This window comes from uncultured Ruminococcus sp. (assembly GCF_934476685.1).
Classification (GTDB): Bacteria; Bacillota; Clostridia; order Oscillospirales; family Ruminococcaceae; genus Hominimerdicola.
This window is the reverse complement of the sequence record NZ_CAKSNX010000001.1, coordinates 21,255-44,436: the sequence shown is the minus strand read 5'-3', so window position 1 is coordinate 44,436 and position 23,182 is coordinate 21,255. Positions and strand designations below refer to the sequence as shown.

The window sequence follows — 23,182 nt, the reverse complement described above, 5'->3', positions numbered from 1 at the left end:
ATAAATCAAGAATAGAAAGGAAGTAAAATAATATGGGATTATTCAGTAAACTTAAAAGCAAAAATTCAAAACCAATGGACAACGATTCAGTCTACAAAGAGATATTCTCGATGATATCAGATAATGACGAAAAGGCAATGGCAGAGATAACAGAATGTCTTGAAAAGCCCAGACTTTATGCAAGGGATAACTATGATGTTTTCGATACAAAGGGACTTGTCCCCACAACAGTTTCGGATTTCAAGGTAAAATGGCTCGGTTGTATACAGATAATGATAAAATACGGCTATGCAAGAGAGTTCGGTGCAAAGATAGATTTTGATGATTTTTACAAGCAGTTCGGCGAACTAAAGATAGTCAGCGAAAGAGGGATAATACCGCCCGAAGATGAGATCTATCTCGACTATGAGATAAACAGCTGGATAAGCTGCATAGAGCATTTCTGGGGAAAATCGGGTATGTGCGTAGGCGAGTTCGATATAAACAGTATTCTCCCCGACGATTATAAGGGCAGGAGCAGAACTGTGTTCGTCTGCACAGTAGAACAGCTTGAAAAACTCAGCAGACTTGCCGCTGACGCAGGCAGAAAGATAGACAGAGCATAATTAGCGTCTGGCAATGCGGCGCAGGGGATTTCTTGACATTCATACTAAAACAATATATAATTTATAAAGGTCAGATATCAGTCTGAGTGATATTGACAAACCTGCGGATATGTGTTATTATATTGAATGTAATAGCATATTACCACTTTACCACGATAAAATGAAAAGAGGATATTCCCTATGTCAGATAATAAACAGCTTTGGAGAAAAAATCTTATAAATATCGAACCATACGTTGCAGGCGAACAGCCTAAAAACGACAGGATAATAAAGCTCAATGCAAATGAAAACCCTTATCCGCCTGCTCCAAGTGTGCAGAAGATATTAAATAGTATAGACGCTGCCGAGCTTAAAAAATATCCAAGCGCAGACGCTGTGCCGCTGAAAAAGGCTCTTGCGGAAAGATACGGACTTGAACCGGAAAATGTTTTCTGCGGAAACGGCTCTGATGATGTGCTTGCCACAGCGTTCCGTGCGTTTTTTAATTCCGATAAGCCTATTGTTTATCCAGATATAACATATTCCTTCTATCCTGTATGGTGCGAACTGCTTAAAATACCTTATGTAACTAAGGCGGTAAACAAGGATTTTGAGATAGACGTTAAGGACTACTATGAAGAAAACGGCGGAGTGGTCATTCCTAACCCTAACGCCCCCACAAGTATAGGCGTGGGCAAGGATTTTATCGTTGATCTTCTTGAACACAATAAGGACTGCATAGTTATCATAGATGAAGCCTATGCGGATTTCGGAAAATATTCCTGCGTGGAGCTTATAAAGGAGTATGATAACCTTATCGTAACGCAGACATTCTCAAAGTCACGCTCCCTTGCAGGTATGAGAGTGGGAATGGCTTTTGCGCAGCCTGAGCTTATAAAGTATATGCAGGCGGTAAAGGATTCATATAACTCCTATCCGCTGGATCAGATAGCTATCGCAGCCGCATCAGAGTGCCTTAAAGATGAAGAATATTTCAGCGAAACAGTTGAGAAGATAAAGAAAACAAGAGATGAGGGAAAAGAGATCCTCAGAGAAATGGGATTTAAGGTTTTCGACAGCGAAACGAATTTCCTCTTTGCCTCACACAATAAATATCCTGCCAAGGAGATATTTGAGTTCGTGAGAGAAAAGGGCATTTTTATAAGATATTTCAACAAGCCGCTTATAGATAACTTCCTCCGCATCACAGTGGGTACTGATGAAGAAATGAATATGCTCTATTCTGCGATCAGAGAATTTTTAAGCTCAAAGAATAGCTGAAAAATATAGAAATATGAACCCCTTTGTTCAAAAAATTATGGTATAATATACTTGTAACAGAAAAACAATGCGGTTTTTAAATTGCTATATTGCGTAAATATAAAAATCTGAACATTGTTTTTAGTGAAAGGGAGGTTCGAGTATGAACATATTCAGAACAATTAGAACAATGAAAAGCGCAGGTGCTTTGGTATGTGCGGCAGTGTTAGCCTGCACAGCATTTACAGCCTGCTCAAACACTTCGGACAGCTCGGCTGCAAAAAGCAGTTCTGCTGCTAGCTCCGAAAACGGTAAAAATGACAAAACAGCAAAGGGCGAGATGAGGGATATATCCTCTATGGAGCTTTGCGGCGAAATGCAGCTTTGCTGGAATTTGGGAAACACCCTTGACGTCTGCAATGCAGACAGGGACGGCGACGGTCAGATAGACGAAAATTCCGATAACGTTGATGAAACGCTTTGGGGAAACGTTATGACTACTCCTGAGATATTTGAAACTCTTAAATCACAGGGCTTTAACGCAGTAAGAATACCTGTGACCTGGCGTGACCATATCGACGAGAATTATACTATTGACGAGGCATGGATGGACAGAGTGCAGGAGGTCGTTGATTACGCTTATGACCTCGATATGTATGTTATCATCAACGTTCACCATGACGGCGGCGGAGATCCTGAGTTCGGCGCATGGATAAGAGAAACCGCTGAAAATGATTATGACAGCTGGTACAAGGAATATTCGACTATCTGGACGCAGATATGCAGCAGATTTGAAAACTATTCCGACAAGCTTATTTTCGAGTCAATGAACGAAGTCGGGTTTGATGACCTTAACACAAATAAGGCGTATGAGCTGCTCAATAAGATGAACCAGTCATTTGTTGACCTTGTGAGAAGTACAGGCGGAAACAATCCGCAAAGGCATCTGCTTATTGCAGGCTACTGGACGGATATAGACAAAACTGTTTCAAGAAGTTTTAAAATGCCGACAGACCCACAGAACAGATGCATAGTTTCAGTTCACTATTATACCCCTTGGGAATTCTGCGTGTGTGAAAACCAGTATGAATGGGGAACGGATGCAGAAACCGACGTTATGAAAAATCAGATAAACAAACTCAAGACCACATTCATTGATAATGGTATCCCTGTTATAATCGGTGAGTACGGTACAGGAAACAATGAAAAGGCAAGCGTTATCTATTTCGATGAAATGCTGACAAAGCTTACACACGATATAGGAATACCTGTTTTCCTTTGGGATAACGGCGCAGGTTTCAACAGATCAACTCTCCAGTGGAATGATCCTGACCTTCTTACAGCTTTGCAGCGTGCGGTCAGCGGTGAGGATTACGAAGTAACAAAGGGATAAAAGCTTTTATATTACATAAAAAGAGGACGTTTTAAAGCGTCCTCTTTCTTTATGTTATGTTAAATATTTCTATATCTCTTTCTTGCGGCGGACCTTTACGGAGTAGAGCAGACCGTCTGCCTTATCCAACGCAGTCTGGAGATCATAGCTGTTTGCGCATACAAATTCGCCTATGCCGAGGGACATATTTATCCTGTACGGCTTGCCCGAATTTTCGTTGAGAGTTGTTATAAAGCTTTCCTTTTTAGCCTTTATATCCTCTATCTCATTTTCGCAGGTCTTTATTTTCAGCGCAGCGTATTCATCTCCGCCCATTCTCGCTATGACAGCGTCCTCGCCAAAGGAATGTTTCATACATTCAGCCAGTGATTTAAGGGAGAAGTCGCCCTCTGCGTGACCATACTTATCGTTGACCATTTTAAGGTTATCCATATCGCCGTAGCAGATTATAAGCGTCTTTCCTGCATTTTCAGGCTTGCTCATAAGCTCTTCTGCGTTGGTGTAGAAACCACGTCTGTTGAATATTCCCGTAAGCTGATCTATCTGCGATTCGTTTTCAAGAGCAAGATTTTTGCTGTGCAGAGCGGCAAGCATATCTTCCTGCGTTTTCAGCAGATGTATTGTCTTTACTGATGTGCTGAGCTGATATGTGATAAGCTCCAGTTCGTCAAGATTTTCCTCGCCGTGCGGTTCAACAAGCACCATTCCATACTGCCATTCCGTATAGAAAAGCAGTGTTGCGACCATTGTGTGCCGCCTGTCGGAAGCAAGCCTGTCATGAACATAGATCTCAGGAGATGTTACCTTCTGCTTGTCCTCAGGTACTTTATGAATATCACGTCCGTAGCAGTATGCCTTGAAATTGAGCGTTCCTATATCGGGAAAATCATCAGTCGGTCTGTGAAGCATAGGTGCGTCAAATACGAAAAGATAAGATGTATCAATGTTAAGACAATGGAGTCTTTTTAATGCGAGCGTATATCCCTCGCTGACAGTAACGTCAAGCATGAGGGCATCTCTTATAACAAGGTTGTCCATATGTATGCGGTCGTTGTGCTGGTTCTGGAGCCGCCTGTAATCCGCAACAACATATATTGACATACGCTTGTAGTAATATTCGTGTATCCGTCTTAAATACTGGAGATTTTCTTCGGGACATTCACGTTTTATCCAATGCATACAGCTGTCAACAAGGCTGTTGAACTTGCTTATGTTGTCGATTATAACATATACCTTGCTGAACATATCGTCAATGATATCCACAGCCTGTCTGAAATCATCATCTGTGGCAATAGCCTTTTTGAACCTTTGGTCAAGAAAATCAAAGAATCTTGAGATAAAGTTTGCGGCAGCATTTTCAAATTCAGCGTTTCCGTTGCTGTCGAAAAGAAATTCTTTCGCTTTTTTCAGTATCTCATCTTTTGTACCTGTGAAAACGCTGTCACCGGTGTTCATTATGCCCAGACCACAGTAGCTTGACTGTCTTGGTATGAAAGTCGTGCTGAGCAGATGATCGTTGTCCTCAACCCCGTTAAGATAGTTCACAGCCTTTTCCACTGCACGGATACCCAATAGCTGAGCGTCCGCTCTTACAGATGAAAGGGGCGGATCGAGCCTTGCTGAAAACGGCAGATCGTCAAATCCTACGACGGCAATATCTCTGCCAACTCTCTTTCCTCTTTCCTGCAGAACGTCATACACAACAGTAGCTATCATATCATTAACGCACAGTATAGCGTCAAGCTCAGGGTTGTTGTCTATGAGTATTTCAGCCTGCTCACGGCAGTTTGGTGAAATATCGCTTGTCTGAACATAGCTTTTTTTATAGTCAAGACCATTGTTTTCAAGACCGTTGAGATAAGCATTGTATCTTTCAACACATTCAAAGTTATTGAGGTCGCCTATCATCATACCGATATTTTTTCTGTTCTGCTGCTGTGCAAGATAGTCTATGGCAGCGATTATTCCCGACTTGTTGTCGAACTGGAGGAAGTCATATCCCTCTACCTCAGCGGCAACGCTCATGCATGGCGTGCCGTCGAACATCGAGAGAAATTCTTTCTTTCGTTCGTTTGTGCAGGCATAGCATATTGTGCCTGTGGCAACGATAAGATAGTCCAGCTTTGCTTTAGCCGCATATGCAAACAGTGATGTGTACTGGTATTCATATGGAGCGTCATGATCTTTCTTGTCATAGTCGATATCAAGATATTTGCCTGGGAAAATAAAAAGGTTGATATCAAGGTCCTCAGAGGCTTTCATTGCTCCGCTGGTTAGACGGTTGCTGAACGGGTCGGTTATGCAGGCCACAAGCAATCCGATATTGTATCTTCTTTTCATCATATTGTACACCTAAATATATAAGTCATTATGTCAGATAATTGTTATTCTATAATTTTTGTCCCGTCGTTGTCAATATGGAATTCCCTTACCTGCCAGCCTTTAAGACCTGCGTTGTCAAGGGAGAATTTCATCTTTCCTGCGAAGTATGTATTATCCTCGTCTACGATAGCCATTATTGTCGGACCTGCGCCGCTTATATAGCTTGCGTATGCGCCGTGAGTGTATGCGATATCGAAAACATCTTTGCAGTGTGGGATAAGCTCCATACGATATGGCTGATGCAGCTTATCGTCAACTGCCGTTCTCAGATTTTCAAATTTTCCGGTCAGCAGTGAAGCTGAGAACAGAGCCGCTCTTGAAAGGTTGAAAACAGCGTCCTTGTGCGAAACCTCTTTCGGCAGACAAGCTCTCGCAGCCTCGGTCTTTAACTCAAAGTCAGGTATTATAGCCACGAATTTCAGCTTTGTAAATACCTCCTGCTTTACCCAACGTACCTTTCTTCCGTCAAATACCGCTGTAACGATACCTCCGAGAAGTGCAGGGGCAGTGTTGTCAGGGTGTCCCTCTATCTGAGCCGCAAGATCCACAAGATCGTCCTTTGTAAGAGGATCTCCCAGCATTTTGTTTGCTCCAACAAGACCTGCGATTATGCAGGCAGATGAAGAGCCTAACCCCCTTGCCATAGGTATGTTGCTGGTCTGGACAAGCTTTAATCCCTCCAGCTTTTTTCCGCATACCGCATAAAGATCCTTTGCGGAAATGTAGATAAGGTTGTTTTCGTCTGTGGGAACATCAAGTCCGTCAGCGGATTTGATGTCGATCCTATCCGACTCTTCCAGTTCAACATAGTTGTAAAACGAAAGCGCAAGTCCCAGTGCGTCAAAGCCTGCGCCAAGGTTGGCAGATGTCGCAGGAATCTGTATTTTAAACATAATTTTTGCCCCTTTTCAGTAAATTTGCTGTATTTTGCGGCAGTAAGATCAGTCCTCGTATGGGCGTACTCTTAAATGAATGCCTGCCTTGTCCGCAACAGCCTGAGATCTCTTTATCTCATCTTCCCCTATAATGTCAACAACGGTGAGCATAACGTTAGGCACTTCCTTCTGTACGCTTTTAGCGAAAGAAAGCATCTCTTCAAAGCAGTTTACGTCCTTGAATGAAGGTCTTGTAACAGCGTTGTATTCCTCAGCGGTAGGCGCATTGAGGCTGATGGATATTGTATCCACAAGTCCGCTGAAATCGTGTGCGATATCACGTTTGTTGATAAGATCGCCAAGACCGTTTGTGTTAAGTCTTATGGGAGTCTTTGAAACCGAGCGGATATATCTTGCCGCAGCAAGGAGGATATCAAGCTCACAGGTCGGCTCGCCGTAGCCGCAGAAGATTATCTCTTCATAGCTGTTAAGATCTCTTGTTTTAAGATTTGCGATAACCTCCTCTTCATTCGGCTGATGTTCGAGCCACAGAGGGTCAGAGCCATATGCTCCGTCACCATTGTTCCTTATGCAGAATGTGCAGCTGCATGGACATTTATTTGTTATATTGAGATAAAGTTTATTTCCTATCTCGTAGGATATATTCATTGCCTTTTGCATTTTTGTTACCTCCGCAGATATTATTTTCTGTATTTTGACGTGTCTATTTCAAGCGTATTGCCGGAAACGTCTATTTTTATTATATCACCATTTTCTGAAAAATCTACCGTCTGATCTTTGTCCGTATCTACTCTGGTTTCACAAACGGAACGCACACGTTCATCTGTGTTGTCGATAAGATAAACAGATATTTTCATACCATTGGTCAGAGCAGTTTCGGGAACAGTTCTCAGCGAAACTGTAAACTCGCCGTCCTGTGATGTAAAGGAAGCATATTCCTCAAACCTGTTCATATTGAACTTCTGATAAGCCGAGCTTATATAAGGCGAGAAAGCCGCTGCGATGACCGCAAAGACTGCAATGCAGATAAAAATAATGATATTCTTTCTGCCGTTTTTGCCTTTGTTTATATTTTCTGTTTTTTCATTATTTTCATTGCTTGAATTATTATCAGTATTTTCAGCCATAATTCTATCCTTTATCCTCTGCATAATGCTTGTAGTATTTGCCCTGCCAGGAATTTCTCCTGCCAAGCTCTTTGTCTATCTCATTCATAACGCAGAATTTTTTCAGACTCCACATAGGTGCGATAAGCTCGTCCCTTGCGCCGTCACCTGTTACACGCTGAACCACAGTTTCTGGGGAAAGCAGTTCGATCTGATCGCAGACCAGCTGAACGTAATCCTCCATTTCCATAGCCTTGAATTCTCCACGCTCATACATTGCCGCAAGCTCCGTATTTTTCAGAACGTGCAGAAGATGTATCTTTATGCTGTGCATATCAAGCCTGCTAAGCTCCCTGACCGTTTCAAGCATCATTTCCCTGTCCTCATTGGGCAGTCCGTTTATGATGTGAACGCAGACATTAACGCCGTTTTCCCTCAGCATTTTATAGCCCTTGAGAAAGTCCGCATATGTGTGGCATCTGTTCATAGCCAGCGCAGTTTCGTCATGTATGGTCTGAAGTCCAAGTTCCACCGTAAGATAGGTCTTTTGAGCAAACCTGCCCAGCAGAGCGCATTTTTCTTCATCAAGGCAGTCCGCCCTTGTGGCAACGCTTATGCCGACCGCATTATCAAACCCCATTGCCGCAGAAAGCATTTTTTCGAGGGTGGAAACGTCACAGTAGGTGTTTGAGCCTGCTTGAAAATAAGGTATGCATAACCCGTCTGCCCACTTGTGCGACATTTTTTCCTTTATCTCAGCGTACTGAGTTAATATATCGTCCGCAGGGTCGCCCGCAAAATCTCCGCTCATTTTAGCCGAGCAGAATTTGCAGCCGCCTATGCCTTTTGTGCCGTCCCTGTTAGGGCAGCCGAGGTCAATGTTCAGCGGGACTTTATATACCTTTTTACCGAAACGCTTTTTCAGATACCAGCTGTAAGTCTGATATCTCTTGTTGTCGTCAGAGTATGGAAAAGGGTTGTCGAATACGCTATTCATCAGTAGGATTATCTCCTCCCTGCGCAGTGGTTTCAGAAGTCGTTGTTTCGGTAGGAACAGGTTCTGTCGGCTGCGTAGTTTCCGAAGTTGCAGGCGGAGTTGTGGTCGTTACGTCCGGCACAGGAACGGTAGTTGTTACCGTTACGTCAGGTGCGTCATTATTTGTTGTGGTGGTTTCGGCTGTGGTAGTGGTGGTGGAAGTCGTTCCGTCGGGTCTGTCTACCGCCGTTGTACCCTTGCCGTTATCTTTTTCGTCCTTTTTGGAAGTCGTTGTGTTTCCGTTTTTATCCGTCTGCGGAGCAGTTGAGGTTATTACATTTTCATTTTTGTCCTTGTTGTTATCGGACGGCTCGTCAAAGCTGTTTCTGTCTGCATTTGTGCCGTCGTCAACAGTCTTTATAGGATCGGAAAGCTTATTTCCTATGCCGTACAGCAACGAAACTCTCTCCTCGATAGCCTTGAATGTTTCCGGAACAGGGAGCTGATCGTTGTATCTGTTTTCAAGTGACTGTGTGTATGCGCCCGAAATAAAGCTTTTCAGATTGAACACAAGTCCGCCGCCGTCAGATGAATTTCCTCCATTCACCGCAAGGAAAGTGACCGCTGTGAAAATAAGCAGAGCCGCAAGAACAAGCAGATTTATGTTATCGTAATGACCTGTTTTTGTTTCGTCCGCAAGAGTTTTCAGCGCCTTGTCATTTTCGGGGCATTCCTCAGGGATATTTATATTTTCAGATTCCTTTTTAAGCTTTTTGATGTTATCCATAGTTTAAACTCCAGTATATTCCACCGTCAGCGTAATAACGCTGAGCAGGAAAACGAACGCTGTGCAGATAGTTTTTATTATTCTTACTGCGCCATAGCTTCTCTGACTTTTTGCGCCGATCTTATCCATAATGCCAAGCACAAGCTTTTTAGCTTGCGGACAGATGATAAAGAAAGCTATAACGATAAGCGTCAGATTTTTCAGTACAGCATATTTTACCGATACGCTGAGGGCATATTTTGTGTTCACTCCCACAAGGGCGAGCAGCCACTTTCGGTAACCATAAAGGCTGTCGAAATAGAGCGCACCGAAAATTATCATGCTCGTGATGACAAGATAAATGTATTTCACCAGTACAGGCAGCTTTGACAGCGGCTTTTCAAGCACAAGCTTTTCAAGTGCGATAAGAAGTCCTGCCGCAAGACCTGCAATAAGGTAATTGAGCTTTGCGTCATACCAGAAGGAAACGGCTATGCCGCATATTACCGCAGCAACAGCAGTATATATCTTTGAGCTGTCCCTCTTTATGCCGGCCACATCTGTGAAAAATCCGATAACAGTCGTGTTGAAACTTTTCACCAGACCGCTGAACAGACCGTTTGCATCTATGTCAGTGTAGTTGTCTGAATAGCAGAAACCGCCCACAAGTCCCATGCCCTTGCCCATATCGCAAAGACCTGTGAAAGTGAAGTAATACTGAGCGAAAAATGCCAGCATACCAAGCCAGCAGCCGATAGTCGTTATCTCAGAACCGTTGAGTCCCGCAAGCTTTATCCTCTCGAAAACAGGAGCGATAAGCACTATCTTGCCGAAACCCCATACTATCTTGTTAAAACCCATATTGAGCTTTTCAGTCGTGATCTCACGTTCTCTTATCTGCGGCTCTACCTCGCAGTAGTGCATAACAGGTCCTGCCGCCATAAGGTGAAATGACACCATGTATGTAAACAGGCAAAGCGGATTTCTTTCAGGCTTGAACCCTCTTTTATAAATGTCGAAAACATAATAAAATCCACGGATCGTATAAAATCCGATGCCGATAGGCAGTATAGCCTCGTCGAAACTGAGAGCGGATATTTTGTTAAAAAGATAGTTGTGACCGAACACAAGGAACACCGCAAGGTTCATCAGCCCGTCCAGAGCAAGAAAAAGCGTTGAGAGTGATCTCTTTTCAGAAAATCTGTACACCGCAAGTCCTGCACCCCAGTCTGCAAAAACTGTCAGGAATATGAGGCAGACTGCAAGAGGACGTCCCCAGCTGAAAAACAGCAGCGACGCTATTATCAGTATGAGATTTTTGTACTCCGCACTTCTGTCGAACAGCGAGATTATCGCCGTCAGCGGGAACAATGCAAGTATAAATATCAGATTTGAATAAACCACCGTCAGATCTCCTTAATCTACATAAATAATAAAAAAATAATACAAAAAACACTTTCTGATTTCTTATATAATTTTAGCACACTTCACAAAATTCTGCAAGCGAAATTATAAAGAAATTCTAAATTTTTGAGAAATTCTCAAAAACTATTTGCAAAAAACAAAAAGTGTGATATAATTATAGTACATAAATATGCGCTTTGGGGAAGGGGTGGCAGTTTTGGCATCTATTTTAGTTACCGGAGCAAGCGGAATGATAGGTCAGTACCTTACTTCCAGCCTGCTGCACAAGAAACACCGTGTTTATGGCGTAGACTCAAAATCCAATGAATTTATCGGCTCAGACCCGAACTATACATTTGTTCAGTGCGATATCACCGATAAAGCGGCTATTTCGTCAATAGTTGAGAGCAACAAGATCGACGTTGTGGTACATCTGGCGAACTCCGTGGATAATGATATCGATCCATATATTACAGACGCTGAGATAAAGAGGAGCAAGATCTGTGACAAGTTTATCTATGCGATAGCAGATAAAGCCGAAGTCAGAAGCTTTATACTCCTCAGTACGACGGACATTTACGGCGTCCAGAAGGGAAGAGAACCTATCCGTGAAACAAATCCGGAAAAGGGCAACTCCAACTATGCGGAGCTGAAGAGCAACAGCGAAAAGGCTATGCTCAAGCAGTTCAAGAAATCTGATACAGTGCCTGTCATAGCGAGAGTATCACCTATCTATGACGCAGAGCATACCGAAAATCTTCACGCACACGTTTTTGACGTAAAGGAAAACGTAGGTTACATATTCAATGACGGCGAGTATGGATATGCATTCTGCTGTGTATTCAATCTTATCGACTTTATCAATGGTATAATCAATGTGCCGACGGGTCGTTACGAGGGCGTTTATAACGTATGCGATTCGAGAATGACTACGGCGAAAGAGATAATCGATTATGAGAAGGCTCATCACCGCATCGGCGCTGTCGTTCAGAAGAACACAGGCGGACTTAGTCTGAACAAGGGCAAAATGAAGAGCGATTACAGATATTTTGATCCGTCTATCACATTCCATAACTGGAACTATGATAATACCAGAGCTAAGAGAATTGCTCCGTTCCGCTGGACACTTTCAAACACTAAGTAAACAAATAAACACGGATATATTCGGACGGGAAATCGGATTTCCTGTCCGTTTTGTTTTTGTGGGATATGAAAAAGACCTGAGAAATTTTGGTTTCTCAGGTCTTTCTATATTTAGAATTAAATTTTCAGCAGTTAGTTAAGCTCGCCCAGAAGCTTTTCTGCACTTGCAAGCTTTACAGCGTCTGTGAAAAGCTTTGCTGCAAGCTTCAGCTCGTCAACAGGCGGGAATGTAGGAGCGATTCTGATGTTTGAATCCTTAGGATCTTTTCCGTAAGGGAATGTTGCGCCTGCGCCTGTAAGAACAACGCCTGCCTCCTTGCAAAGTGAAACTATTCTCTTTGCGCAGCCTTCCATAGCGTCAAAGCTGATGAAGTAACCGCCGTTAGGCTTTGTCCATGTTGCGATGCCGAGAGGAGCTATCTCCTTGTCAAGTGTGTCAAGAACTACCTTGAATCTAGGAGCAATGATGTCACGGTGCTTCTTCATATGCTCTGTAAGGCCTTCATAGCTGCCGAAGAACTTTGCGTGACGGAGCTGGTTGATCTTATCGTAGCCGATAGTCTGAACTGTCATAAGTGACTTTATATACTTAACATTCTTCTCAGATGCAGCCATAACAGCGATTCCGCCGCCTGCAAATGTGATCTTTGAAGTTGAAGCGAACATATAGACCATATCCTCGCTGCCTACCTTCTTGCATTCGTCAAGGAGGTTAAGGAGCTTGTCAGGAGTATCTGTAAGGTGGTGGATGCAGTATGCGTTATCCCAGAAAATTCTGAAATCCTTTGCCTTTGGCTTAAGGTTTGCAAATCTTCTTACGACCTCGTCAGAGTATGTGATTCCTGTCGGGTTAGCGTACATAGGAACGCACCATATACCCTTTATAGCATCATCTTCTGCGACCAGCTTTTCGATCATATCCATATCAGGACCGTCATCATGCATCGGTATAGGGATAAGCTCAAAGCCAAAGCTTTCGCAGATAGCGAAATGTCTGTCATAACCAGGACAAGGACAGAGCCACTTTACCTTCTCGCAGTCCTTCCATGGCTTCTGAACGCCGTCAACACCGAAGATGATGCATCTTGCGATCATATCGTACATAATGTTAAGGCTTGAGTTTCCGCAAACGATAAGCTCATCGTTTGAAACGCCCAGCATTGGAGCGAAGAGATTTTTTGCGTCAACGATTCCGTCGAGTCCGCCATAGTTACGGCAGTCTGTTCCGTCTGAAGCCTTGTAGTCTGCGTCAAAGCTGTTTACAGCCGCAAGCATTTTCATAGCAAGGTCGAGCTGCTCTGAGGACGGCTTTCCTCTTGCCATATTCAGGGTAAGTCCCTTTGCCTTGAACTCGTCGTAATCCTTCTGAACGTCAGCTTTGAATTTCAGAAGTTCGTCCCTGGACATTTCTGATAACATCATAAAATAACCTCCACTTATAACTTATAAATTATAGATAGTAAACGGCGACAGCCGTATAAATAACGATGACACGGGCGCTGTGACCCATATAGTATTGTACTCCATTTCTTTGTTTTTTGCAAGTGTAAAATGCTATTCCTGCAAAAAATCTGTATTTTACACTAAGCAGGCAATAAAAATATGTACAATATGGGCATTTTTAATAATGCTTTGTCAAAACGGCTAAATCTCTGCTTTTATATTCCTGCAAAAAAACGGGACAGATCTTTTTAGACCTGTCCCGTAATATAACTTTGATAATACTATTCTTAAAATAGATTATTCGTTTGTAAGACCTTCGATCTTGAATGTAACTTCGAGGCTCTTAGCGAACATAAGTGCATTCTTGTCGATTCCAGGATCCTTAGCTGTGTCGCCGTAATCGTTGTAGATCTCGATTCTGTAACAGTTGTTGTTGTCCTCAATGTTTCCGTAAACGAACTTAGAAGCGTCGAATTCGATCTCTTCGCCGTCAGCCTTGATAGATGTAACTTCAACCTTTACATCCTGACCTGTGTACTTACCCATTGTGTACTTGTTTGTGTTAGCATCGTCGCCTTCCTTGAGCTGGTTCTTTTCGATAGCCTCGCCCTTAGCGTTCATTGTACCGTCGCAGATACCTGTGATATCAACGCAGAATACAACTGCTCCGCTTGCAGGAAGAACATAGTTGCCGTCCCAGACGACCTGTGGGTTAGTTGAGTTGTTGATCGGGTCTGTTGCACCGATAGAGTCAGCTGTGATAGCAACTGTGTACTCACCGTCAGCAGTTACGTCAGCGTCAACGCCGTAAGCGCCGGCATCTCTGTCGTCAGCAGGGAATCCCTGACCGCTGAAGTTGCTCCACATCCAGTCCTTGTCAGCGAACATGAGGTATGCGTCATAACCCTCGAACTCTGTTACAGGTGTGTAATCAGCAGAAGGGATCTGGCACTCAAGTCCTGTTACCTCGTCGATGTAAGGTTCATCGCTTGCACCGTTTGCATTTGAATCAGCTGAGCTGTCAGCAGCAGACTCAACAGGAGCCTCTGTTGCAGCAGTAGTTGTAGTCTCAGCAGTTGTTGTAGTTGTAGTTGTTGCCGCCTCTGAAGAGCTGCTTGAAGAATCGCCGCATGAAGCGAATACAGTTGCTGTCATGCAAAGAGCTGCAGCCATAGCAAAGATCTTCTTAAAATTCATTGTAATAACCTCCATACATAAAAATAGGTGTCAGCAGCCGCAGATACATAGATCTTGAAAATATGTAAAACTGCGTATACTCTAATCACTATAATATATAATACAAAATTTTCGTATTTTTTTCAAGGTGCTAATTATACAAATCGCACAAAGATAAATCGTTTACAATGCACAAAAACAAGTGAAAAAATATTAATTTATTCGCTTATTTAAGCATATTGCACAAAAGACAGCCTTGCAGAGCATACCCTGCAAGGCTGTGGAATACGAAAATATTAACGAAAAATCTCAGCGTTTCAGTCCTTTTTCTTTCGGAAAACGAAAAGCTTGCTTATAACGTAGTTGAGTATCAGAACGACCACGTTCGCCACGATCTTAGCGATCCAGTAGTTTATCTGCATAAGTGAATAGCCTACCCACATCATGAGCATCTCAACAAAAAGTGTGAAAAGACGTCCGCCGTAGAATGAGGCTGCCTCGGTGGCAATGCTTTTTAAGCCTTTTGCATTTGAGTCAAATACCCATATGCGGTTTGTGACGTAGGCAAAAGTTACTGCGCATATCCACGAAATTACTGTGCTGACTGTGGAAACGATGTCCTTTGAACTGCCCAGTCCTTCCAGCAGCATTTTTGAAAGTCCTGCCGTCAAAAAGCTTACCGCTGTGGTAAGCACTCCGAAAAAGAGGTAAAGGAGCATTTCCTTGTTTTTCTTGTAAAACGGCTGAAAGATCTTTAAAAATCCCCAGTCCATTATTTTGTCAAATATGTCTTTCTTTTCTGTGCTTTGACTAATCTCTTTTGTTCCGCTGTTTTCCATGATGTTCCTCAGATCTCCTGTTCTTTTTATCTTTTATAATAATGTATATATTTAAACAACGCTATATATTATACAGTATTTGTCCGAATAAGTCAACATAAGTTTTTGAAAGCGGCTTTATGCTGAATTTACCGCCTTTTCGCCGTCACATACTGCGATAATTTTAACTTTTCATAAGCTTTGAACATCAAGAAAGGGAGCAGTTTGATGCTGCTCCCTTATCCGTTTTGTAAGTTTATGCCTTTATGCTTTTACTCTGTTTCTGATGTTCTTTGCAGCTGCTACCATGTTCTCAAGGCTCGGTACAGTTTCCTTTTCTCCTCTTGTTTTAAGACCGCAGTCAGGGTTTATCCACAGCTTTGACGCAGGAACGTTTTCCAGCATTTTTTCTGCCGCACTCTCTATTTCTTCTGCGGATGGTATTCTTGGCGAGTGGATATCATATACTCCCGGACCAACCTCTGTGCGGAAATTATTCTCTTTAAGCACATTGAGGATAGTAAGATCTGAACGTGAAGCCTCGAATGTTATAACGTCTGCGTCCATATCGTCAATATCTCTGATAATATCAGAAAATTCGCTGTAACACATATGAGTATGCAGCTGTGTTTCAGGCTTTGCACCGCTGTGAACAAGTCTGAATGCAGGTATTGCCCAGTCAAGATACTCGCTGTGCCAGTCAGACTTTCTCAGCGGCAGCTTTTCACGGAGGGCAGCCTCGTCTACCTGAATTATCTTTATACCGTTTGCTTCAAGGTCAAGCACCTCTTCACGGATAGCAAGAGCTATCTGGAATGCGCTTTCTTTAAGTGATATATCCTCTCTTGGGAAAGACCAGTTGAGTATAGTCACAGGACCAGTAAGCATACCCTTTACAGGCTTGTCTGTAAGGCTCTGAGCGAAAACAGACCACTTTACAGTCATAGGCTTTGCTCTGGAGATATCTCCCCATACAACAGGCGGCTTTACGCATCTTGTGCCGTATGACTGTACCCATGCTTTTTCTGTAAAGATATAACCGTCAAGGCACTCGCCGAAATATTCTACCATGTCGTTGCGCTCAAATTCTCCGTGAACTAGAACGTCAAGACCTATCTTTTCCTGAAGTCTTATGCAGTCTGTTATCTTTTCGCCAATGAACTTGTCATAAGCCTCCTGAAAGATATCGCCCTTGCGGAACTGCGCACGGGTCTTTCTTATCTCTGCCGTCTGAGGGAAAGAACCGATAGTTGTGGTCGGCAGAAGAGGGAGAGAAAATCTTTCCTTCTGTATTTTTTCACGCTGAGCAAATTCAGGCAGTCTTACAAAGTCCTTTTCGCTGAGTGCAGCTACCTTTTTCTGAACCTGCGGATCAGCACCGCTTCTAGGCTGACTGAACAGTTTTATATTCTTCTTTAATTCCTCAGAATCTGCGGCATTGTCTGAATCCAGTATCTTTTTAAGCTCTGCAAGCTCCGTCAGCTTTTCCTCTGCGTAAGCGAAGTGACTTCTGTGTTCGTCAGAAAGTTTCTGCTCGTGTCTGAGTGTGTATGGAACGTGGAGAAGTGAGCAGGACGATGAAATAACTATCTCACCGCAGTGATCCTTGATCTGTGAGATGATATCGAGAGTTTTCGCATAGTTGTTTTTCCAGATGTTCTTGCCGTTTACAACGCCTGCGAAAAGCACCTTGTCCTTTGGTATGCCGTATTTGGCAATAAGTTCTGCTGACTTTTTGTCCTCCACAAGATCTATGCCTATGCCGTCAAGATCAAGTGCGCATACCTGCTCAAAGCAATCTCTTATGTCGCCGAAATAAGTCTGAACGATGACCTTTACGCCGTGCTTGTCAGAAAGTACAGCCTTGTAGATCTTTTCAAACAGAGCGATATCCTCCGCTGCCATATCCTTTACAAGGCAAGGTTCGTCAAACTGAACCCATTCTGCTCCCGCCTGTCCGAGCTTTTTGAGTATGTCGGAATATGCCTTTGCAGCGTCATCTGCAAAATCTGCGGCAGATCTGCTGCCTGTGTATCTTGCAAGCTTAAGGAATGTATATGCGCCGATAATAACAGGCTTTGTTTTCACTCCGTTTTCAAGAGCCTCAGCAAAGAGCGCAAAAGGCTTGGCTGAATTTCCGCCTGCAAGAGCGATCTTTGTATCATCGTCTATCTCAGGAACCATGTAGTGATAGTTTGTATTGAACCATTTTTTCATAGCAAGAGCCTTTACGTCGCCCTTTTCGCCCTGATATCCTCTCGCCATAGCAAAGTAAAGGTCAAGCTGGCTCAGACCAAGTTTGCTGTATCTTTCAGGAACTGCTCCCAGCAGAACAGCAGTATCAAGCATACCGTCATAGAATGAAAAGTCGTTTGACGGAATAAGATCAAGTCCCGAAGCGGTCTGTACATCAAGATTTTCTTTTCTCAGAGCCTTAGCTGTGTATTCAAGCTCCTCAGCAGAGATCTCTCCTCTGAAATATTTTTCCTCTGCAAATTTCAGCTCTCTCAGCGAACCGATACGGGGATAACCGATAATAGAAGTTTTCATTTTCTCATTTCCTTTCTTTTTATGAAATTAATCATATTAATTCAGTAGGTTATGAGTATATTATATCCTAATATCGGCAGCTTGTAAAATACTTAAATTTGTTAGCAATATATAGGCTGGGACTATGGCTAAGGGTAAAAATATATCGCAAATCCCATATTTTTCGGCATATCCGCCTTTATCTTAAAATTAAGTTAGGTTTTCACAAAAAACGAAGAATTATCCTATATTGTCATATAATATATCACTATAAGATGTAAATATCAATTCTCAGATTAACTAAAACTGACAAAAAATATTATCCTTTTTGTACAAAATGACTGGTTTAGTTAAGTGATTTTATATAAAATATCCTATAATTTAAAACATACACCTATGCTGGCGCTTTAATCCCGCTATTTATGGTCGGATTTCTTGTCAGGATAGTGTACACTATAAAAATATATTCTTAACAGGAGGTATCGCTATGTCAAGACGAGGAGAAAACATATTTAAACGCAAGGACGGCCGCTGGGAGGGGAGATATATGTGCGGCTTTAAGAATAATGGAAAAACGAAATATTTATCTGTTTATGCCAGAAGTTATCTTGAATGTTCGCAGAAATTACAGCTGGCAAAAGCAGATATGCTTCCGAGGAGCAATCCGGTCACAATGTCTGAATTATTTCATCTGTGGCTTGAAAACCGTAAAAACAGTATAAAGCTTTCCACCTATGTGACTTACAGGACAATGTACAAAAATCATATCTCAGCAGCATTTGATAATATGCCTGCTGAGAGAATAACGTCAAATATGCTGAGCAGTCATATGACGTATCTTCTTAACGGCGGAGGAGAAAACGGCAGACCTCTGTCGCCGAAAAGTGTACAGGCTGTTTTTATGATAATAAGATCTGTATTCGCCTACGCAAAGTCAGAATACGGACTGGAAAACCCAGCCGAAAATATATCTCTCCCCAAATCGGAATATAGGGAAATAGAGGTGTTTTCAAATGAGGAGATGGAGAAAATATATAAAAGTGCATTATGCAGTGACCATATAAAGCTGGGCATACTGTTATGCCTTTATACGGGACTTCGCATAGGTGAAATATGTGCGTTGAAATGGGAAAACATTGATGTGAACGAAAGCGTTATTCATGTAAGAAAAACGCTCCAGCGGATAAAAAATCCGAATAATGAAAGTCCAAAGACCATTGTAATAATAGAAGCTCCGAAAAGCGCAAAATCTATCCGTGATATACCTATACCGCCGTTTATTATGAATGAACTGAAAAAATCAAAGGTTCGTATAAAGCCAGAGTGTTATTTTCTGACAGGCGCAAAGCGGTATATAGAACCGAGATCGTATCAGACGAAATACAAGGCTTTTTTAAAGAGCATAGATGTTCCGTATAAAAATTTTCATGTCCTGCGCCATACATTTGCGACAGAGTGTATAAGGCTGGGTATAGATGTAAAGACCGTCAGCGAGATACTTGGCCATTCCAGCGTCAAGATAACTTTGGACAGATATGTACATTCCAGTATGGATATGAAGAGGAAACAGCTTGAAAAACTTTATGCCTGCGTATAGCTTTTTTTCTGCTGTTTATGGTCAGAATTATGGTCATTAAACTGAAAAACACACCGATTTCAAAGGGAAAACGGACGAGTTTTCTTATAGTGATATAATATAAGACAGAATAAAATGCATAATTATAATTTATTCTGAATTAAGGGGGATATGTATGAAAAACAAGCGCTTTTTGTCGCTGATCGCAGCTGTTGCAATATTGTTTGATGCCGCTTTGCCGGCAGGTAGCTGTCTGAATGGAAAAACATTTACAGCCAGCGCAGAAACTGCGGAAGATACATCTCTCATCGAAGTTGAGAGTATGGAAGAAGAATCAGAAGAAAACCAGTCAGGATCTGACAGGGAATATCACAGTACATATGAGTTTGCAGATGATGTTGTTCAGATACCTGAGGATACACAGTTGTCTGTGACTGATGATGTAGTCACGATAACAGACTGCCCTGAGGTCATTTCTGAGGGCGATACCTTTGCGGTATTTGAGGCTGGTGTACCGTCGGTCTATGTGGCGGAAGATGTTGATAAAAGCGGAGATGTAACATCAATATCTGTTTCAGACGCCGATACGTCCGAAGCAATAACAAGTATGGACGTTTATGAAGACACAGATCTTGATCTTTCATACTTCCAGCCTGCAGAGGGATTTGAAATAGTTTCTGTTGAAAACAGCGGTGCGTCAAGTACCGGCATTGCGGACTCGATCACAATAGCAAACAAAAAAGTTCAGCTGGGCGATGCTGTCACAGTAAATGTTACAGCGGGAATATCAAATCTCCAGCTTCATCAGGATATTTCAGACACAAAGGCTGATATTTCTATCACAGGAGATATTGACCTGAGTGCGTCGCTGAGCGCTGATCTTACCTCAGGCGACGGATATAAAGTATTCCTTGGCGGCGGTGAGATACCCGGACTGGGCTATGCAGGACTTTATGTCAATATAGCCTGCGAAGGAAAATTCACGGTTTCTTGGAACGGCAGTTTTGAAACCGGTATGAAATATTACAAGGGAAGCAGTATACAGACATACGGCAAACTTGATAATAAGGGAGTTACGTCCGAAACCCGTGTAAATCTTATGACAGGCATAACAGCGGGGTTCAGTATAAAGCTGCCTTGTTTCAGCGGTAAAGTATGGGCAGGCGCAGGCTTGAACTTCACAAAGGCTGAAAAACTTTATTTTGACGGACAAAAGCCGGTAGACTGTATTACTTTGTCAAAATATCTTTATGCTAACTGCGGTGCGCAGGCGGAATTCACTTTAGGCGCTGTAAAAAAGAAATTCGGAAAGACATGGGAAATATACAATGAGCGCAACAGCCCTCTGAAAGAATATCACCATTGGGAGGACGGCGCTGAGGTAAGAACTTGTACAAGAGGTCTTGAAATCGAAAAGTTCCTGCCTTGGAATGATGATTACAATTCGTATTATTCAGACCCGATAGCTTATAATGACGGCATGGGCGGCGGAAAAAATGTTGAACCTTACAGCATTTTTGAGTATGAGACCCTTGAAAATGACAGCACAGCCGCAATAATCACAGGCTGGAGCGGAAATGTTTCGGATATAACTATCCCTGAAACCATTGACGGATATAAAGTCGTTGGAATCGGTAAAGAGGCATTTGAGGAAAACAATATAATAAAGTCAGTTTCAATGGCTGACAGTATAACTGAGATCGGTTATGCTGCGTTTGAAAATTGCAGCAATTTAACCAAGGTAGATTTATCTGATAATTTAAAAATACTAAATAATAGAGCTTTCGCTAACTGTAAAAAGTTAAGTTCTATACTAATACCTAAAAAATTAGAAAATACTAATACAAATGAGTTTGCACAGTCAATAACAGGTGCTTTTGCAGAATGTGATAATCTAAAAACGGCAACGTTTGAAAATGGAACAACAACTATTGTTGCGTACTTATTCCAATATTGCACAGGATTGGAAAATGTGTCGATACCTGATACTGTAACCACTGTGGAGGCTGGCGCATTTAGGCAATGCAAGAATTTAAAAGCTGTAAGTTTTCCTGATTCTGTGACCTCAATAGGTAGAGAAGCATTTGAAGATTGTTTGTCACTCGCTGATGTGAAGTTGTCCCCCAAATTAGTGTTTTTAGATGTAAGAGCGTTTAACAACTGTGATAGTATTACCAGCATAGAGATTCCAAAAACATTGAGAGATACAGGTTTAAGTGGAATCGGTGGATATTGGACGGGACCTTTTTCAGATTGCGATAATTTAGAGAATGTTACATTTGCAAAAGGAACGGTTTTTATTGAAGATTTTCTTTTTCAGGATTGTTATGGATTAAAGAGTATAGTTATACCTGATACCGTAACTGATATGGGCGTAGGTACATTCTATGGTTGTGGGAATTTGGAAAGCGTAGTACTTTCGGATTCATTGACTCTTATTAAAAATAGAGTTTTTGTAGATTGTAAAAAATTGAAAAGCATATATATACCTGATACGATAGAGGCTATATATGGTAGCGCATTTGAAAATTGTACTAGTTTGTCACAGGTGAATTTACCTAAAGCTCTTACAACAATAGGCGGAAATGCATTTGCTAATTGTGAGAGTTTAACAAGTATTACAATTCCGAAAGGCTTAAAAAATACTGATGGATCGTCAGGACCTTTTAGTAATTGCATTAATTTGAGCAACGTGAATTTTGAAGAAGGTACAACTAATATTGCACCATATTTATTCGATAAGTGTACAGGCTTGGTTAATATAACGATACCTAGTACGATGGTAGTAATAGGAACTTGTGCTTTTAGAGATTGTATTAATCTATTGGATATAGTAGTTCCTTCATCTGTTACCGATATGTACACAGATATATTTAAAAACTGTACATCATTGAGATCAGCGGTACTTCCTGAGGGCAGGATCAACATTAATTATGGAACATTCTACAACTGTTCATCTCTTGAAAGCATAAAGCTGCCGTCCTCTGTGCAGTACATCAGAGGAGAAGCGTTCTATGGCTGTAAATCTCTTAAAACCGTTGAGTGGAGCAAGCCGTTGGAACTCATTGAAGGTTCAGCTTTCTATGACTGTACTTCGCTGACAGATATCATACTGCCAAGCAAGGTGAAAGAAGTGGGCAGCGAAGCATTTAAAAATTGCAGTTCAGCTAAAAACGCTGTTATCCCCGACAGCGTGAAAAAGATCGGTACGGGCGCATTTTCAGGCTGCGAATCACTTGAAAGTCTGACTCTCGGCAGAAAGCTGGAAACTATCCCGTCTGAGGCATTCAGATATTGCTATGAGCTTACAAATGTAAAGCTTCCTGCCTCTGTAAAAAATATCGGCAGCAAGGCATTCGGCGAGAATACTTCACTTAAAGAAGTTGACATTGGCAAGAATGTGACCGAGATCGCGTCCGACGCTTTTTCATATCCGAGAAAGATGACCTTTATCGGATATGCAGACACATATCCGCAGACCTATGCGGAGGAAAAGGGAATAACCTTTGTTGCCAAATCGGAAGAGGCCGTTTCGGGCGACACCAGCGGTGACGGAAAGGTAAATATGAAGGATCTTGCCCTGCTCCAGCAGTATCTAAACGGCTGGGACGTAAGCATTGCTGAGGACGCAGCAGATGTAAACGGCGACGGCAAGGTAAATATGAAGGATTACGCTTTGCTTCAGCAGTATCTAAACGGCTGGGACGTTGTACTGAAATAAGTATAAGCG

17 protein-coding genes are annotated in these 23,182 nt (G+C 42.2%); 6 read left to right on the top strand and 11 right to left on the bottom strand.

The window, feature by feature from the left end:
- Positions 1–32: 32 nt before the first annotated feature.
- From Q0E19_RS00175 to Q0E19_RS00165, 3 genes are all read left to right on the top strand, one after another.
- Positions 33–605 carry a DUF6630 family protein gene (locus Q0E19_RS00175; protein WP_294405933.1) on the top strand — a complete coding sequence of 191 codons (573 nt, stop codon included), beginning with the start codon at positions 33–35 and terminating at the stop codon, positions 603–605.
- A 180-nt stretch (positions 606–785) separates the two neighbouring features.
- The gene (gene hisC, locus Q0E19_RS00170) at positions 786–1,865 is read left to right on the top strand and encodes a histidinol-phosphate transaminase (protein ID WP_294405931.1); all 1,080 of its coding nucleotides are present in this window, start codon (positions 786–788) and stop codon (positions 1,863–1,865) included.
- A gap of 142 nt (positions 1,866–2,007) precedes the next feature.
- A complete protein-coding gene (locus tag Q0E19_RS00165) occupies positions 2,008–3,237 on the top strand; it encodes a glycoside hydrolase family 5 protein (RefSeq protein ID WP_294405930.1) in 1,230 nt (409 codons plus the stop codon).
- A gap of 69 nt (positions 3,238–3,306) precedes the next feature.
- Here Q0E19_RS00165 and Q0E19_RS00160 read toward each other — a convergent pair whose 3' ends face one another.
- The 7 genes from Q0E19_RS00160 to Q0E19_RS00130 are packed head-to-tail and all read right to left on the bottom strand — an operon-like array spanning position 3,307 to position 10,767.
- Entirely contained in the window at positions 3,307–5,580 is a 2,274-nt protein-coding gene (locus Q0E19_RS00160; RefSeq protein ID WP_294405928.1) for a GGDEF domain-containing protein, read from the bottom strand.
- A gap of 41 nt (positions 5,581–5,621) precedes the next feature.
- Positions 5,622–6,512 carry a homoserine kinase gene (gene thrB, locus Q0E19_RS00155; RefSeq protein ID WP_294405926.1) on the bottom strand — a complete coding sequence of 297 codons (891 nt, stop codon included), beginning with the start codon at positions 6,510–6,512 and terminating at the stop codon, positions 5,622–5,624.
- A 48-nt stretch (positions 6,513–6,560) separates the two neighbouring features.
- A complete protein-coding gene (locus Q0E19_RS00150) occupies positions 6,561–7,175 on the bottom strand; it encodes a TIGR04100 family radical SAM protein (RefSeq protein WP_294405924.1) in 615 nt (204 codons plus the stop codon).
- Between the two features lie 20 nt (positions 7,176–7,195).
- Positions 7,196–7,642, bottom strand: coding sequence for a hypothetical protein (locus Q0E19_RS00145; RefSeq protein ID WP_294405922.1), 447 nt, complete (start codon positions 7,640–7,642; stop codon positions 7,196–7,198).
- 4 nt (positions 7,643–7,646) lie between these two features.
- Positions 7,647–8,618, bottom strand: coding sequence for a TIGR01212 family radical SAM protein (locus Q0E19_RS00140; protein ID WP_294405919.1), 972 nt, complete (start codon positions 8,616–8,618; stop codon positions 7,647–7,649).
- A complete protein-coding gene (locus tag Q0E19_RS00135; protein ID WP_294405917.1) occupies positions 8,611–9,384 on the bottom strand; it encodes a hypothetical protein in 774 nt (257 codons plus the stop codon). The genes Q0E19_RS00140 and Q0E19_RS00135 overlap by 8 nt, the downstream gene beginning before the upstream one ends.
- 3 nt (positions 9,385–9,387) lie before the next feature.
- On the bottom strand, positions 9,388–10,767 hold the full coding sequence (locus Q0E19_RS00130) for an acyltransferase (RefSeq protein WP_294405915.1): 1,380 nt from the start codon (positions 10,765–10,767) through the stop codon (positions 9,388–9,390).
- A gap of 217 nt (positions 10,768–10,984) precedes the next feature.
- Here Q0E19_RS00130 and Q0E19_RS00125 point away from each other — a divergent pair, with 217 nt between their 5' ends.
- Positions 10,985–11,911 (top strand): NAD(P)-dependent oxidoreductase, encoded by a 927-nt coding sequence (locus Q0E19_RS00125; RefSeq protein WP_294405913.1) that lies wholly within the window; start codon positions 10,985–10,987, stop codon positions 11,909–11,911.
- 131 nt (positions 11,912–12,042) lie between these two features.
- Here the strand turns inward: Q0E19_RS00125 and Q0E19_RS00120 are convergent, their stop codons facing one another.
- The 4 genes from Q0E19_RS00120 to metE all read right to left on the bottom strand — a co-directional run bounded on the left by Q0E19_RS00120 (position 12,043) and on the right by metE (position 17,897).
- The gene (locus Q0E19_RS00120; protein ID WP_294405911.1) at positions 12,043–13,332 is read right to left on the bottom strand and encodes an aminotransferase; all 1,290 of its coding nucleotides are present in this window, start codon (positions 13,330–13,332) and stop codon (positions 12,043–12,045) included.
- 318 nt (positions 13,333–13,650) lie between these two features.
- A complete protein-coding gene (locus Q0E19_RS00115) occupies positions 13,651–14,550 on the bottom strand; it encodes a dockerin (protein WP_294405910.1) in 900 nt (299 codons plus the stop codon).
- 296 nt (positions 14,551–14,846) lie between these two features.
- Positions 14,847–15,368: a GtrA family protein gene (locus tag Q0E19_RS00110; protein ID WP_294405908.1), complete on the bottom strand. Its 522-nt coding sequence runs from the start codon at positions 15,366–15,368 to the stop codon at positions 14,847–14,849.
- Positions 15,369–15,611: 243 nt separating this feature from the next.
- The gene (gene metE, locus Q0E19_RS00105) at positions 15,612–17,897 is read right to left on the bottom strand and encodes a 5-methyltetrahydropteroyltriglutamate--homocysteine S-methyltransferase (protein ID WP_294405906.1); all 2,286 of its coding nucleotides are present in this window, start codon (positions 17,895–17,897) and stop codon (positions 15,612–15,614) included.
- A 466-nt stretch (positions 17,898–18,363) separates the two neighbouring features.
- Between metE and Q0E19_RS00100 the strand changes: the two genes are divergently transcribed.
- Both Q0E19_RS00100 and Q0E19_RS00095 read left to right on the top strand, forming a co-directional pair.
- Positions 18,364–19,473 (top strand): site-specific integrase, encoded by a 1,110-nt coding sequence (locus Q0E19_RS00100; protein ID WP_294405904.1) that lies wholly within the window; start codon positions 18,364–18,366, stop codon positions 19,471–19,473.
- A 154-nt stretch (positions 19,474–19,627) separates the two neighbouring features.
- On the top strand, positions 19,628–23,173 hold the full coding sequence (locus Q0E19_RS00095; protein ID WP_294405902.1) for a leucine-rich repeat protein: 3,546 nt from the start codon (positions 19,628–19,630) through the stop codon (positions 23,171–23,173).
- The last annotated feature ends 9 nt before the right edge of the window (positions 23,174–23,182 follow it).